9 protein-coding genes are annotated in these 16020 nt (G+C 48.9%); 6 read left to right on the top strand and 3 right to left on the bottom strand.

Features of this window, described 5'->3' with window-relative positions:
* Positions 1–15: 15 nt before the first annotated feature.
* Positions 16–984, top strand: coding sequence for a 2,3-diaminopropionate biosynthesis protein SbnB (sbnB, locus tag QQK89_RS02745; RefSeq protein ID WP_284236884.1), 969 nt, complete (start codon positions 16–18; stop codon positions 982–984).
* Between the two features lie 45 nt (positions 985–1029).
* Here the strand turns inward: sbnB and QQK89_RS02740 are convergent, their stop codons facing one another.
* Together QQK89_RS02740 and QQK89_RS02735 are read right to left on the bottom strand one after the other, a co-directional pair.
* Positions 1030–2034, bottom strand: a complete 1005-nt coding sequence (locus QQK89_RS02740; RefSeq protein WP_284236883.1) for an aldose 1-epimerase — start codon at positions 2032–2034, stop codon at positions 1030–1032.
* Between the two features lie 113 nt (positions 2035–2147).
* The gene (locus tag QQK89_RS02735) at positions 2148–2510 is read right to left on the bottom strand and encodes a LytTR family transcriptional regulator DNA-binding domain-containing protein (RefSeq protein ID WP_284236882.1); all 363 of its coding nucleotides are present in this window, start codon (positions 2508–2510) and stop codon (positions 2148–2150) included.
* 165 nt (positions 2511–2675) lie between these two features.
* Between QQK89_RS02735 and QQK89_RS02730 the strand changes: the two genes are divergently transcribed.
* The 5 genes from QQK89_RS02730 (at position 2676) to QQK89_RS02710 (ending at position 14681) form a co-directional block, all read left to right on the top strand.
* Entirely contained in the window at positions 2676–3755 is a 1080-nt protein-coding gene (locus tag QQK89_RS02730; RefSeq protein WP_284236881.1) for a lactonase family protein, read from the top strand.
* Positions 3756–3782: 27 nt separating this feature from the next.
* Positions 3783–5000, top strand: coding sequence for an MFS transporter (locus tag QQK89_RS02725; protein WP_284236880.1), 1218 nt, complete (start codon positions 3783–3785; stop codon positions 4998–5000).
* Between the two features lie 171 nt (positions 5001–5171).
* Positions 5172–6794, top strand: coding sequence for a cellulase family glycosylhydrolase (locus QQK89_RS02720; RefSeq protein ID WP_284236879.1), 1623 nt, complete (start codon positions 5172–5174; stop codon positions 6792–6794).
* Positions 6795–6987: 193 nt separating this feature from the next.
* Complete coding sequence (locus tag QQK89_RS02715) at positions 6988–8220, top strand: S-layer homology domain-containing protein (protein WP_284236878.1); 1233 nt, start codon at positions 6988–6990, stop codon at positions 8218–8220.
* Positions 8221–9041: 821 nt separating this feature from the next.
* Positions 9042–14681 carry a hypothetical protein gene (locus QQK89_RS02710; RefSeq protein WP_284236877.1) on the top strand — a complete coding sequence of 1880 codons (5640 nt, stop codon included), beginning with the start codon at positions 9042–9044 and terminating at the stop codon, positions 14679–14681.
* Positions 14682–14778: 97 nt separating this feature from the next.
* Here QQK89_RS02710 and QQK89_RS02705 read toward each other — a convergent pair whose 3' ends face one another.
* Positions 14779–15942 carry an ROK family transcriptional regulator gene (locus tag QQK89_RS02705; protein WP_284236876.1) on the bottom strand — a complete coding sequence of 388 codons (1164 nt, stop codon included), beginning with the start codon at positions 15940–15942 and terminating at the stop codon, positions 14779–14781.
* Between the last annotated feature and the right edge of the window lie 78 nt (positions 15943–16020).

Genomic DNA, 16020 nt, shown 5'->3' with positions numbered 1-16020 from the left:
AGGTAAGAATAACCCATGATTTATTTGAACGAGCGGGATTTGGAGCAGATCGGCATTGATTGGCCGGCATTAGCTCTTCTCATTGAAAATGCTGTCGCTTCGTTTGCCGCTGGAGAATGCGCGCAACCGATCAAACCTTATTTGAAGTATGGAGACGAGCGCAACCGGATTATTGCGATGCCTGCCTACGTCAACCGTCCGGCGCGCGTCGCGGGTCTGAAGTGGATTGCAAGCTTCCCGGGGAATATCGAGATCGGAATTCCAAGGGCAAACAGCGTAACGATTCTGAATGACCCGGACACCGGCGTTCCTAACGCCATCGTTCTAGGCAGCCTCATTAGCGCCATCCGAACCGCGGCTGTTAGCGGAACGCTGCTCAGGAAGCTTGTTGCCGGCGGAGAAAAGAAGCTTCGCATAGCGTTAATCGGCATGGGCCCAATCGGTCGGATGCATGTGCATATGCTGAATGGTCTGCTGGGTGACCGGATTAGCCGAATCGTTGCTTATGACAGGCGTGAAGTTCAAGTAGAGGAATGGCTGAGCGGCGTACCGGCTGTTATTCCAGTCGAAAAAGCCGCTTCCTGGCAAGAGGCATACCGCGATGCGGATGTTGTGTTTACCTGTACGGCTGCGCCGGAGCGTTATATTGACGAGGCGGCTAAGCCGGATGCGATTCTGATGCATGTTTCGCTGAGGGATTACGAACTGGACGCCTTGGCCAACGTAGGCGCCGTTATCGTGGACAGCTGGGAGGAAATATGCCGGGCGGATACGGATACGGAACGCCTTCATCTGCATGCGGGCCTTCAGGAGGAGGGGACGATGACGCTCGCCGAAGCGCTTGCTCTTCCGGCCGATCGGATCATTCAATCCAATGGACCAACGTTATTTACCCCAATGGGGCTTGCGGTATTTGACGTCGCGGTAGCGGCCCACTATGCCGAGGCTGCGGATCGTCTTGGCGTAGGGCAAAGATTGGAGTAACAAATAGAGCAGCTCCGGAGAATTTCCGGGGCTGCTCTTTGCTTATTATTTCGCTGCTCGCAGGTAGAAGCGGCTCGAGTTTTCCCAAATGCCGCCTGGCTCCAGGCTTACAAGTCCAATCTCATCGGCCGGCAGGTTAACGTTGGGCGCATTTACGAGATTAAGCTGCGGCTCCGGACAGAAGAAGCCTTTAGTCGCATTGTTGTTCCAAACCATCCATTGCTTGAAGGCTGTACCCGCATCATAGACGAGCGATACTTGCTCGCGGCTGTCTGTCAGCACCATCTGATTGCGGCCGTTGCGCGGTTCCGCCGTATAATGGTTGTCCATCGCTTCCCAATAAGTAGGTACGCCTGTTGTTTGAATCGCTTGCTCTCCTTCTGATAACGGCAGGAAGTTGCCGGTTGGCAGCATACGCTCGCTCATTTCCCAACGTTTGCCGATCGTCATCGTGAAGGAGCAATCTTCCGGCGTGCTGTTAGGAGCAAACGGTGCGTTAACCGCCGTATGGAAAGCAACCATGCAAGGCATGGCGTCTTGGCCTTCATTATGTACGGAAATATGCTGGAGCAGACCGGTGTCGTTTAGCGCATAACGTAGACGAAGCGTAAAAGCATGCGGCAGGTATTGGTAGATGGCATGATTCTCGTCTACCGATAATTTCAGGGACACGTAACTTTCCGTTTGGGTTACGCCATAATCTTCAACCGCCCACGCGGCCGTATGGGCAAACCCGTGCAGATGGTTGCCTGTCTTAGGCTCGTTGATCGGGAACGTGTACGTTTTGCCGTTAAAGTCAAAACGGCCGTCTTCATAACGGTTAGGCGGGAATAAGACCGGAATGCCGTGGATGCCGGGGTTTGCTTTAAACGCTTCCATTTCTTGCTCGGCTGGTTCGCGAAGAATACGATAACCTTTGCTTGTATCGCGGAATGCGATCAGATTGGCGCCAACTCCGGGCAGTACGGCAGCCTCATAGGAGCCCCATTGCAGCCAAACGGCAGGTTCGCCTTGATATTGTTCTTCAAATGCTTTTCCTTGCGTGCTCATTGATCTTTCCTCCTCCATATAATCAACCTTTCATTAGAATAACAGGATGGACTTGAACAGACAACCGCCGCATTCCATGGTTGGAATACGGCGGTTGTCTGTACATGTAAAGCTTATGGCGTGATGCGCAGCTCGTTATTAATCTTGCGTTGCGTGAACAGCTGCTGCAGCACGTATTGTTTTCTTCTTGGTACCGGTACTTGCTTCGTTTCATGATATTCCGAGCCAAAGTATACGATGCCGCCTGCAATGGACTTGATTTTGCCGATATTAATGTAGCAATTCGTATTGACCGGGTAGAAGCTGCTATTTGCTGTGAGCTGCTGGATCTGTTCGGCAGTCAGTCTTTTCTTTATGTTGTAGTTTCTGCCGTGGAAGCTTACTAAACCAAGAGTACCAAGTTTGAAATAAAGCACATCCGATTCCAGTTCGAAATCCTCGTAGACATTACGGCCGCTCAGCGTAGTATTCATCATTCCGATTCCCCCTTAGAAATGTGAACTACTGATTTGATAGCGCTTACATTATATCATGGCAATTCGAGCTTGAAAAGATATTTTTTTCTAAAACCATTGTGAAGGCTAATGGCATGTGCTATGTTCACTTTACTGTACACTACCTGAAGAAAGGTTGTTGAGCAAATGAGCAAGAAGCAGACTTTTGCTGGCGTTTTATACGTTGGCACTTATGGCGCGGAAGCCGTGCCTACGGTTTATGTATGCGATTTCGACGGTGCGGCAGGCACGATTGCTGTCAAACAAGAAGTGACTCGCATTGAGAATGCTTCATATCTAGCCGTTGATCCGGCAGGTCGTCACCTGTATGCCGTAAGCGAAACGGGTAGAACCGGTGAAGAAATCGGAGGATCCGTTGTCTCTTATGCCATCGAAGCAGGAAGCGGAACGTTGACGGAGCTGAACCGCCAACTGACGCATGGCGCAGACCCTTGTTACATAACGGTTGATTCGACCAATAAAGCTGTACTTGTAGCCAACTACTCGGGAGGCAACGCAACTCTGCTTCCGATTAATGAAGACGGTACCATTGCGCCTGCCACTTCGGTTGTCCGCGAGGAGGCTCCTCTTGGCTCAAATGAAGCGCGCCAGGATGCGCCTCACGCTCATGCGATTGTTGTGAATGGCCAATATGCATACGTGAACGATCTTGGAACAGATCTCATCCATACGTTCAGAATTGAAGAGGGAACGCGGCTTGTGAAGCAAAGCTCTTGCAAGCTTCATGCCGGTGCCGGCCCTCGCCATCTTGTATTCCACCCAACCTTGCCGGCTGCTTACGTTATGAATGAGCTGGATTCTACGGTTACGTTGTTAAACGTCTCCGATCAAGGCGAGCTGACGCCGGTTAACACGGTATCCGCTTTGCCGGCAGGATTCACCGGATATAACGACGCGGCGGATATTCACCTGTCGCCGTCGGGCCGTTACTTGTACAGTTCGAACCGCGGACATAACAGCATTGCCGTATTTTCGGTAGATCAAGCAAGCGGAAGCTTAACGCTTCTGCAAAATGCTTCCTGCGAAGGGGATGCTCCGCGTAATTTCCTGGTGATGCCGGATGGCAGCCAGCTGCTTGTTGCGAATCAGAAGACGGGCAATATTGTGTTGTTTTCCGTGAATGAAGAGACTGGACTTATACAATCGGAAGGTACCATACTCGAAGTGCCAAGCCCGGTATGCATTCGTTTGGGTGCTGCCAAGTAAGCTTGGGTAGGAAAGAAGGAACTCATCATGTCCGTTAGCAATTCGGCGAAAATCTCCCCGGCTGTCAAGCTGGGGACGGTCTATTCGATCCTGTTTGCCATCAGCTCCGTTCATTTGCTTAATGATGCGATGCAATCCGTCGTGTCTGCCTTGTTCCCGATTTTTGAAGATTCGCTTGGTCTGAAATTCGGCCAGATCGGCTGGATCGCGTTTACTCTGAATATGACGTCATCCGTGCTGCAGCCTGCTGTAGGGATCTTATCGGATAAAAAGCCCGCGCCTTGGATGTTGCCCGTCGGGATGGCTTGCAGTCTCGTCGGCATGGCGGGTCTTGCTTATGCGCCAAGCTTCTGGATGCTGCTCCTCGCGGTTGTATTCGTCGGCTTTGGCTCGGCGGTGTTCCATCCGGAAGGATCCCGCGTCGTGTTTTTCGCTGCGGGCGAACGGCGCGGTCTTGCGCAGTCGATCTATCAGGTTGGCGGCAACTTCGGCCAAGCGCTTGCTCCGCTGATGACAATGTATATTTTTGTTCCGCTTGGTCAACGTGGCGCCGTGCTAGGAACGTTTCTTGCATTGGCAGCCATCATCGTGCTTCTGCGGGTCGTGCCTTGGTATGGGGCTCAGCTTGCGGCGAACGGTGCGCCGGTTAAGAAAAAAGCAGGCGCTGCGCCCGCGGTATCGCCATACAACAGCAAAGTCATTGCATTTGCCTTGACGCTGCTTGTTATTCTGGTCTTTGCGCGTTCGTGGTACGCGGCCGGGATCGGAAGCTTCTACAACTTCTACCTGCAAGATAAGTACGGACTATCGATCAAAGCCGCTCAAGTGCCGTTGTTTATTTTTATGGCGGCGGGCGTGCTAGGGACGTTTTTCGGCGGCATATTGTCAGACCGGTTTGGCCGCAAGCGCATGATGTTGTTCTCGATTGCCGGTTCGGCGCCGTTTGCCTTGTTGCTGCCGCATGTGTCGCTTGGCTGGGTATATCCGGTAGTGTTCGTTCTTGGATTTATACTGCAGTCCGGCTTCTCCGTAAGCGTTGTGTATGCACAGGAGCTTCTGCCGGGCAAAGTGGGCATGGCATCCGGTCTCATAACGGGGTTGGCTTTTGGTCTTGGTGGACTTGGTTCCATTGTGCTCGGAACGGCAGCCGACCATTACGGCATTCTGGATACGCTCGTTGCCAGCAGCTTTCTGCCGCTGATCGGCTTGCTTTCTATTTTTCTTCCGAAAGACCGGCGAGAATAAAGGAAGACAACAGATTGGCTTCAATCATGAAATCCGGGTATTGTTATGCCGGTACCCCATTGGTACAGTTGCCTTAACGGCGCTTGCAACCGCTATTACAGCGTGTGGCAGGCGCTTTTTTTTATCGCTGTCCTAACCGGAGAATGAACGAATTGTAGGGGGAATGCGTTGGTGGCGGATCGGAGATTGCAAGAGGTTAACGGATTTGTGAAGCGTGTAGGCAAAAAGATTGTGAATGGCGCAGGCGTGGAAATTTTGTTGCGCGGGGTAGGATTCGGGAGCTGGTTGCTCCCTGAAGGATATATGTGGAAGTTTCCGGAGGCCGGAGACCGTCCAAGACGGATCGAGAAAATGGTGCGCGATCTGGTTGGCGAGGAGAAGGTGGCGTCATTTTGGGAGCGTTACTACGACACGTACATTGCCGAAGCGGATATTCGGCGAATTGCGGAGGAGGGCTTCAATTCGGTTCGTTTTCCGATTAATTGGCGGTTCCTGATGCTTGAAGGCGCGGAGCAGTATAACGAAAAACATCTTGCGCTGCTGGACCGGGCGATTGGCTGGTGCCGGGAGCACCGGCTGTATGTCATTCTGGATTTGCATGGTGCTCCGGGCGGCCAGACCGGTGCCAACATCGACGATTCGGAACATGATCAGCCGGAATTGTTCCTGGACGACAACTACCGGAGAATGGCGATCGACATGTGGCGCATGCTGGCGGAACGTTATAAGGATGAGTGGATAGTAGCCGGTTATGACTTGCTGAACGAGCCGCTGCCGGATTGGAATTCCCAATATAATGACAGGTTAATGCCGTTGCACAAGGAGATGGTACAAGCCATCCGCGAGGTGGATGAGCGGCATATGATCATTATTGAAGGCGCGCATTGGGCGACGGACTGGTCCGTATTTGACGAGGTTATCGACGAGAATCTGATGCTGCAATTCCATAAGTATTGGAACAGCCCGGACACGGCTAGCATTCAGAAGTTCCTGGACAAACGCGAGGAGCTTAATCTCCCGATTTATATGGGCGAAGGCGGAGAGAATAATATCGAATGGTACACAGGGGCTTTTCGCCTATATGAGGATCGCGCTATCTCTTGGAATTTCTGGACTTGGAAAAAACTTAGCACGACCAATTCGCCTTGCTCCGTTATTATGCCGGGTGGCTGGGACAAGCTTGTTGCTTATTTGAACGGTGGAGAGAAACCAAGCGCCGAAGAAGCGGAGCGGATTCTGTGGACCTACTTGGATAACCTGGCTTTGGAACGTTGCGTTTATCACCCGCAGGTTGTGCGTTCCTTGCTGTTTCGGACTCCAATCCGGATTCCGGCTATATTTTACGGCTATTATGGGGAAGGCATTAGTTACGGGGTAGGGGAGCGGACGGTGAGGCAGCTTGGTTTCCGTGATGAGGACGGCACGGATATCCGCTTCACGGACAGCGAGCGGGAGAAAGCGCATTTCCATCATGGCGGAGGACATTCGTGGGAACCGCAAGATTGGCTGCATGTTCGGCTCGCGCCAGGCGACTGGCTGGTGTATGAGCTTTATTTGCCCGAGGGAGCCGAGCCTCAGCACATTGTAACGGTACGCGCAAAAGCGTTGGAAGACGAGGCTGTTATGGTCATTCGCGTGAATACGCAATTTGCCGGCGTATGCGAGTTTAGCGGAGGCGAGTGGCAGGAGTCTGCTGCGATCGAACCGGTAATACTGGCTTCGGGCCGCTGCCGCGTGACGATTAAGGCTGAAGGAGGTCCGCTTGCGGTCGAATGGGTTCGGCTGGAAAGATAGGGTCGATATAAACAATAAACGGTAACATTTGACAAAAAATGATAGAATGCGCTATTATAGAACTAATTTTTGAGCGAAGCACGCCAAAAGCCTTACGGGTTTTTTGTGTGCTTTTTTTCTATTCAAATTTGAGGATACGGAGGGCAAACAGTAGCAAAAGAGAGAGCTAAATCAAAGAAGGAGATGATAGATTGTGAGAAAAGACGTGGTTTCCATTGTACTTGCCGGTGTGGTTGCGGCGGGGAGTTTGGCTGGATGGAGTATGGCAAGCAAAGGGGGGAGCGCCGAGGCCGCGGCTGCAGTTGCAGTTGAGGTGAAAGCTAAACCTTCCTTTACCGATATCGACGGGCATTGGGCGCAGTCTTCCATTGAAACGGCAGTACATGCGGGGGTGCTTAACGGTTACCCTGATGGTTCCTTCAAGCCCAATCATACGATAACGCGGGCGGAATTGTTAAAAGCAATGGCAATGACGTTCAAAGTCGAAGTTGGCGCAGGCGGATCGGCGTGGTATACGCCTTATCAGACGGCTTTGTCCAAGGCGGGCATTTATATGGAAGGGGATTACCCGGGCAATTTGAACAATTCGGCTACGCGTAACGAAATGGCCAAACTCGCTGTCCGTGGCGGATACGCCGATTACCGCGGCAAGAAATTAACCGCGTCCGAGCTCATGTTCCGAGCCGTGAACAAGGGGATCCTGTCCCGTTCCGGGACAAAAGCGGAGAGTATCAATACCGAAGGTACAACAACCCGCGCGGAAGCCGCGGTACTGGTGACAAGGCTGCTGAAGCTGGCGGGCGGCGGCACGTTGACCGTCGACCAAGGCGCTTCCAGCGCCGCCGAAATCGCTTGGCACCGCCATAATATGATCACGATGTTTAATCAAAACGATCTGGTGAAGCTGCCTTATTCGGTGGACATCAGCAAGAAGTATAACGTGACGATTGATAAGCTTATTATTCTAGACCCTGCGGATACGAAGGGGTATTATGCGGAGTATTTGAAGGGGGCTACATACTATCCAGTGAATAAAAGCGATAAGCCAAGTGATGGTTATGTCTTTGCTTATAAGTTGATTGGGAAGAGTTTGGTTGCGGATGGGACTGGAATTTCGATGAGTAGTAGTTTTTACACGTATACAGAAGGAAATGCAGGTACGATTGATCTTACACAGCAGTATATGTATGAGGATGGAAAACTATTTGAAAGGGAAGGTCTCTTCTATAATAAGAAAGTTTTCACATTTAGTAAAATTAATAGTCTGGCACATAATTACTTGTTTGAGCTTATACCTAAGAAGTATGTTCAAGCTCAGATTTTAAAGTATGGTGGACTTCCAATTCATTTAGTTCGGTATAATGTTGCATTCGGAAGTGGCGAACAAATCTACTTGACGGATGTGAAGGATCATTGGGCACATTAACTAGGATACTATCACAGATTCTTATCTTAGCATTAATATGTAGCATCTTTAACTTTCAATTGAAGGCCAGTGCAGCTAACGAATTGACCAGTATTAAAACAGAAACCGTATCTTTTAAGGCTAGCGAAAAATATAATGCAAATTCTTTATTATCTAATTTTGTAATAGATTTAACAGTGCCATCCGGATATAAACCTAAGTCTTATCAATTATGGATGATGGTCGCAGATAATAACGGGAAGCTAAAACTAACGCAGCAGACAACAGGATCCGTTACAAGTAGTAAATTACTGTTGAGTAAGATTAAAGGAACAAAAATCAAAGTTATTGCTACTGGTCTACAGTCCGATATGTATGCTGTAATAAATCGAAGAGCTAATGGAAAACAGTGGGTAATTGAAGGTAACAAGGTTGGACCATATAACGTAACGCCTCGATTAGGAGATGCTTGTTGGAGCGGAAATCTATCAACATGTCCTGGTTTATTACCAGCAAAAGATGATAATGGAATAACTATCAGCAGTAATCTTAGAGCGAGCGATGGATGGATTAAAGCTATTAGTGATGGAGTAGACCCGCCTGTTTACTTCACTTCTCCGATTGATGGTAGCAGTGTCTATAAAACAGGATTAATTCAAGATTCTGTTGCTGTAATCAAGGCAACACCAATCGGAAGAGGACAACATCGAGTTGAGAGTAAGGGAAAGGGAATGACAGGCAAAGGCCAGCTTACTGTCGCTATACCCCCAATAAAAAGCACCTATCTTGATGAAGACACTTGTTCAGGATGCTCTGGTAATGCAATTGCACAAAGATATTTAATGCAGACGGCTTTGGAATGGTCCGCCGAGACCTACTACTACGAAGGCGAAGTCCGAGTTACCTACGAACCGATCCCTACTCCCGACACGCCAACCGTAACTTGCGATTGCACGGCTGAGCCGGACACGATTACTTTTGCCGACAAGGATATTCCCGTCACGGCAACTTTGACCGCCGAGCTCGCGGGCAAAGGAACAAAAACCGTCAAGAACTGGACGGTTTACGGTCGAGCCACTGACGGCAGCCAGTACACAACATCAACTGTCGGGTATGGGCTAGACAAGATCACTCAGAAATTCAATTTCACAATATCGAAGTCCAAACTGGACGGTGCAGACACTTACATCGAAACATGGGTGATGCGTGCTCGGATCAACTTTACCGATGGCACAACAGCCGAGCAGCCGATTGAATGTTCAACTACGGTTGTTAGGCCGGGCACGTCCACTCCGGACCCGGGAGGAACACCAACTCCTCCGCCGGCACCACCGGTTACGGCAGATATCGAGTTTATCCCTAACACCATCATCAATGGAGAACAATCAACGCTAAATAATAACTCTGATGGCTATACCTCCATGAGTTGGACATTCTCAAGCAACTTGCAGGAAGTAATAACCGATAGTAGCCAATACCGCTATCCCGATGTGAAATTTGATAAGCCAGGTTTTTATACGGCTAAGATCACGGTGTCCAACGGTACGGAGACTAGACAAGATACTGCTACTCTTCAAGTTATTGACCCAAAACCGGTTGCTGTTGTAACGGGGCCGTCCAAGGTCATTCAAGGAAGAGACTTCGCAAATGTATTTCATTTGCTCAATTCATACACACCGTTAGCAAGTCGCGGAATTACGATTGATTTTTCCAAAAACCAAATGCGCTACAAAAAGGTCGGAGAAGCTGGCTATACAGACGGATGGCCTGCGAAAGGTCCTGCGAATCTCGGCAATTATTCTATTGAAGGCAAAGTATTTGACTCCCAAGGCCGCGAGAGCGAATGGGGGAAGCATCTTCTCGAAGTTGTCCCTGACCAGCCCCCTATTGTTAACTTAATGGCTCCCGAACAAACGTATCGTTTCAACGAGTCCATGATCTTTATTGATGCGGAAAGCGTAGACGGCGATACAATTACCGACATGCAGCTTGAAGAACGGTATGATCATGATAACGACGGTAATTATGAGGAAGAGCCATGGACTATTATTTATTCAGGAGCCTATCAGGATACATATCCGATCACGTACACAACAGTTGGAAAGAGGCAGTATAGAGCGAAGGTAATTGAAGATTATGGCCTCTCTGCAGATTCAGGAGTAGCCGCAACAAATGTGTTGAATTATGCGCCTTATGTAGATTTCGATGTGTCAGGCCTTACACAGCAACCTGAGCAAGGGGGCGACAGCCAGCCGGAAGATTTGGCGTATACGGGCGAATCTATCATGCGTTCATGGAAGTTGATTAAGCCATATTCGCTGGATGCGAACAACAGCACGGGATGGCAAGCATCAAATGCTTCGTTGCTTACGAAAAAAGCTATATATGCAGACTTCTTTATTAATTTCCCGAATATGGGTCTTGGTTCAAACGGGAGATCCAAATATAACTTGGCTTCGGATATTACTCCTTTGAATCCTTGGTTATTAACTTCGGGCACCATTATTCCGCGTCTTTATGGAGGACATCGGATCTATACATTAGAAGGAAATAGTTCGTATGCAGGACCTGCTGGAACAGCGTTCGCAATAGAAAGGGAAGCCAACACAGGGACTGAACTACGCAGATTTTCCATGCCATTTGAGGAAAATTATTTATATCTAGGAGTCGATAAATCGGAAAATTTCTATTTTCAGAAGACCGACCTTACGGGCATCGATATAACCAGATTTAACAATCAAGGAGATGTAACGGGGCAATATAAGCTTCCTGTAACGGATCCGATAGCAAGTGTTCAATACTTTGAGGTTACGGAGAACGGTAAATCTATTTATTTAGCTTACGTAACTCGGCCGGATAACAGGACGTCCATACAAGTAAACGTTGCGAAGATAGATACCGTTTCTAATTCGGTCGCTTGGAACCTATCGAGAGAGAAAGAAGCTTATATTCCGACTTTTTTACAACGGTTCAGAGGGACGATAGACTCGGATGGCGACTTTTATATGACGTATATCGCAGAAACGACGTGGGATGGAAGCAATGATTATTTAATAGCTGTCGATTCGGATAAAGCGTTGTTGAGCTCGATGAGGGTAGGCTACTCCAAAGGAGAAGACTCCTTTGTAACCGCAAGCGATGATTGGGTGAATACTTATGATCCTAACACCCACTACAAATATCTTTATTTTAATAGAGGCGATTATTACGCGGGATCAACGACAACCATGAGCGTTGGATTTCAAGTCGTCAGGTTCGATCAGACGCATGGTACATTAACCAATACCGGCGGAGGCTCACTTGAAAATTGGCAAGACTGCGGAATGTATTGCGGCAAGTTTAGTTATAAATCTATTGAAGGGGTAGGCACGCCGTTAGTAAGGACGGACGGTAGTGTATTTACCGCTGGTACCTACAATACGAAATCGCGCATCTACGATAAGGCCGGAAATAACTATTCCATTAATGATGGCACTGGTCAGCAAACAACGGTAACCAACTATAAGACCTTCGGGACGCCAGACGGCAAAATGATAGTTCCTGGTTTGTATGTTGCGGATAACTACCCCACTCAAAACGTCATGGCAAACATTACGATTGCGGAAGGCACATCTACAAGAAAATTTGTAAGCAAAACACTCTCTAATGGAATGCCTCAGATGTCTACAACAAAAGATTTTAATCAGTCGTCACAAATCATGCCGGATGGATCGATCTATTTCTTTACTCCGTACAGTAATGCAGATAAAGGATACTATGTATTTCCTTTTGTGCCAGCGAACGGTGGAAGTGGATTTCCGAAAAAAGTTGACGATAACACCGTGGAAATCATCGATTCCTCATGGGCAGGCTTATGGTATGATCCGGCTGTTAAGCTGAAGAACGATCGTCTTTCCTTCAATGTTGCCGTTAATGACGTGGCGAATGATAAGCCGGTTGGCGCTGCGATTCACATTCAGGACGGGAAAAACATGTACGCAGCCGAATGGACGAAGGACAAGCTGATCTTATTCAAAGTTGTAGCCGGCACCAAAACGATTCTTCAATCAGTAAATTACCCAAGATCGCCATTTATTACGTACCCGTTTGAACTGGAAGCAAGCAATGGAACTTTGCGCGTATCTATTAATCATGCCGAATTAATTGAAATTTCAGACAAAACATATGGCAAAGGGTCAGTAGGCCTCATGTCTATTGGGCAGCAGCAAGCGAAGTTTAGCGATGTGAAGGTGAAAAACTATGGTGACTATTACATCGAGGAGACCCATCAATCCGTTCTCGTTGGCGAAGCGATTAAGTATGACAAGCTTTTTGATGATATCGAAAAAGATCTAGAAGCCGAGGAAGAATGGGGTTATGAGCATGATCCGGATTATTTCTCCAACTCGCTTGGTCTGAGTGAATATGACGGGGAATCTTTCGATGAGGCGCTCTCGTCTCTGGACAAGCCGGGCCTTTATGATATTTCGTTTAAGGCAAAAGATAATCCGGGCATGGAAGAGTACGAACAGTGGTCGGAACCGGTAACCAAACAGCTCTATGTGCATCGCCGCCCAGTTGCTGAGCCGGATGTCCGGTTTACGGGCATTGTGTATCCGGAAGGAGAAACGCTCGATTATTCAACCTATGACACTTCCTACGATCCGGATATCCCGGATTACTTGGCAGACCGGAAGTTCCGGACAAGGTGGGCAGATGAAGCGGCGTGGACGGCCGGAGAGAGGGAGTTATATACTCGACCTGGCGTAGAACTGATCATTCAAGAACAAGTGCAAGACGGTTTTGGCGTGTGGTCCTATTGGGTTGAGACACGGGTGTATAAAGATGCCCTTCCGCAAGCCAATCAGCATCGGCCGCAGATGAACATTACTTATCCTAGCGGAACGTTAACGAGTCCAACTTTGCTGGCCAGCGAGCCAACATTGCGATGGACATACAGCGATGAAGATCATGATCCGCAGGAGCAGTTCTATCTCAAAGTGTCCTATGTGGACAACGGGGCGGCTATCATGGAAGGAACCTACCCTGGCGATGACACCTCTTTTGTTCTTGATGAGAACATTCAACAGGGCAGAAAAGTAAAAGTGCAAGGCCGAGTCTACTCCAAAGGCTACTGGTCGGATGACAGCAACATCGTATATTTCATCTTGAATACGCCTCCTGTAACGCATCTGCTTACCTTCAATGGCCCAAAAGCTTCAGAGCCGATGTATACGAATAATAACAGGCCATTATTGAAGGTAGCCGTATCCGATGTAGATGGACAGCTGGTATCTAGAGTGGACTATGAGATTTTCTATAATCCCACGGGCGACCTTGTGATTGATACGAATAACGCTATTAGCGCAACGGCTTATACGCCATCTGCTCTGCAGGAGGGGCTGCATAACTGGCGTGCACGAGCAAATGATGCCATGGCATGGGGCGGTTATTCAGAGAATGGGTACTTCTTTGTAGATACGGTTCCGCCGGATGATACGGAGGAGCGTCTGGACATCAAGCCAAATTCGGTAAAAGTGATGTTTAATCCGTTTAGCGACACGGCGCCGTCATCGGGTCATGCGACAAGAGCATTTTATATGCAAAAAGTTAACGATGACGGTTCAACGATCAATATTGATTTGAACAACAACGGAACAGCGGAGTATAGTATTCCGTTATCGAATGGGTCGACCAGCTACACGGTTGAAGGACTGGTAACAGGTGCGAAATACCGGCTGATGGTTGTGGACTGGGACGTCGCGGGGAATATGGGCGAATACCAATATATTTATTTCACAACGAACCGCCCGCCTGCCGCAGATTTTGACTGGTCTCCAAAACCTGTCTATGAAGGAGATACCGTTGCTTTCACCTCGCTGGCAACCGATCCGGACAATAACGATCTGGCTGTTTCCTATAAGTTGACCAGTCCAAGCGGCGTTATTCGGAACTTTAGCTATACGTTTAATGTCCCTTATCCAACTACGGGGCCAAGCTATCGAATGACCGAAACGGGAGATTGGACGATGCAGCTCACCGTTAGCGACGGCATGGAAACGGTGCAAACGGAAAAAACAATAAAAGTGCTGGCGCTAGGATTAACAGGGTACGTAAAGCACACAGAGCAATGGGATGAGCACCGCAAGGAATTTAACTTGGAGAAGAGCGGCAGAGAGGATTCACCGCGAGGGTATAATGTGTTCTGGGCGGGAGAAAAGTTCCTCTTGTCCGCAACAACAACAAACACCGGAACGGCAACGAAGGCTGACCGGGTTGAAGTCGCGATGAAGAACAACTCCGCAACACTGGCTTCAACGAATACCTCTCGCTCCAATTGGCAAGGCGAGCTTTGGGAAGCTTCGTTCTCCGAGCTGAGAAAAGGACCGCTTACGTTCGAATTCACGGCTTACTATAATAATGGGGTTGTGAAGCGGGATTCCGTAACGGTGCAAATCGAAGGCAACGTGTACGATATCGTAGGCGTACATCGATTGAAATAATAGCAAACAAGCAATAAGACCCCGCGAGGGTCTTATTGCTTGTTCGGGGCAAATGGGCGGAGGCGATAAGACCCTGTCAGGGTCTTGTCCACTTGGTTTAACCGCTTTTTATCTTCGTAAAAAACTTGCTGATCGCATAATACGCGGCGCCTCGTACGGCGGACTGGTCTTGCAGTTCGGCGAACAGAATCTTCAGCCGCTCGCGGTGATAGGGCAGAGTTCTCCTAGCAACCGAGTTCTGTACGGCATCCTCAAGCCAGGCTTCCGCACGGCTCATTCGGTTGCCGATGATGACGACATCCGGATTAAACACGTTGACGATATTCGAGATGCCCGCGCCCATATACTCGCCGATCTTATGGAACAACGCGCGTACTTCTTCGTTACCTGCATCCGCCGCTTCAAGCAGCTCCTCCAGACTGTCAAAGCCAAGCGGAGCAGCTTGCTCGAGCAGGGCATTTTCCGAAGCATAAAGCTCCCAGCAGCCTTCATTCCCGCAACGGCATGGCTTGCCGTTAAATTCAATGGATAAGTGCCCAAGCTCGCCGGAGAAGCCGGTTGCTCCTTTATATAATTCCTTATTAAGAATAATCCCCGTACCAATACCAATCCCAACGCTGACATAGATCTGATGGGCGATCCCGCGTCCGATTCCGTATTTCTGCTCGCCTTGCGCGCCGGCGTTTGCTTCATTATCTATGGTAACCGGAAGCTGGAACCGCTCCTCCAGCAATCGCTGCATCTCGACATCTTGCCACTCGAGGTTGGGCGCAAACAAAATCGAACCTTGATCATCTACAATGCCGGGCACGCCGATGCCGATTCCTACAATACCATAGGGACTAAGCGGCGCTTTGCCAATTAGTTCTTCTATACATTGAACAAGTTCCTTAAGGGTAAACTCAAGCTGATGTTTCTTGAGGCTGCGTTGCAATTCGGCAACAACATTGCCTTCAAGGTCGGAAAGTACACCACGAATGTAGTTGACGCCAAGGTCGATGCCTACGGCGTAACCAGCTTTGCCGTTAAACAAGAGCATAACCGGTTTACGGCCGCCGCTTGATTCCCCGGGACCAATCTCTAATATGAGATCACTGTCTATCAAATCTTGAACCAAATTGGAGACAGTTGCTTTGTTCAGCCCCGTAAGCTCGGATATTTGCGCCCGCGATAGGGGAGCGTTTTTCAGTACAGCTTCTAGTACGATGGATGTATTTATTTTTTTTATAAGGGTCAAATCGCCTGTCGTCGTTACTTTCAACTGCAATTGCCTCCGTCCATGTCGTCCATTCAGCCTATTGTATCAGAATTCCCACGCATGTGGCTGTTGTAAATATTT

Source organism: Paenibacillus glycanilyticus, from assembly GCF_030161375.1.
Classification (GTDB): Bacteria; Bacillota; Bacilli; order Paenibacillales; family Paenibacillaceae; genus Pristimantibacillus; species Pristimantibacillus glycanilyticus_B.
The sequence above is the reverse complement of the archived record's forward strand: the minus strand, read 5'-3'. Positions and strand labels throughout refer to the sequence as shown.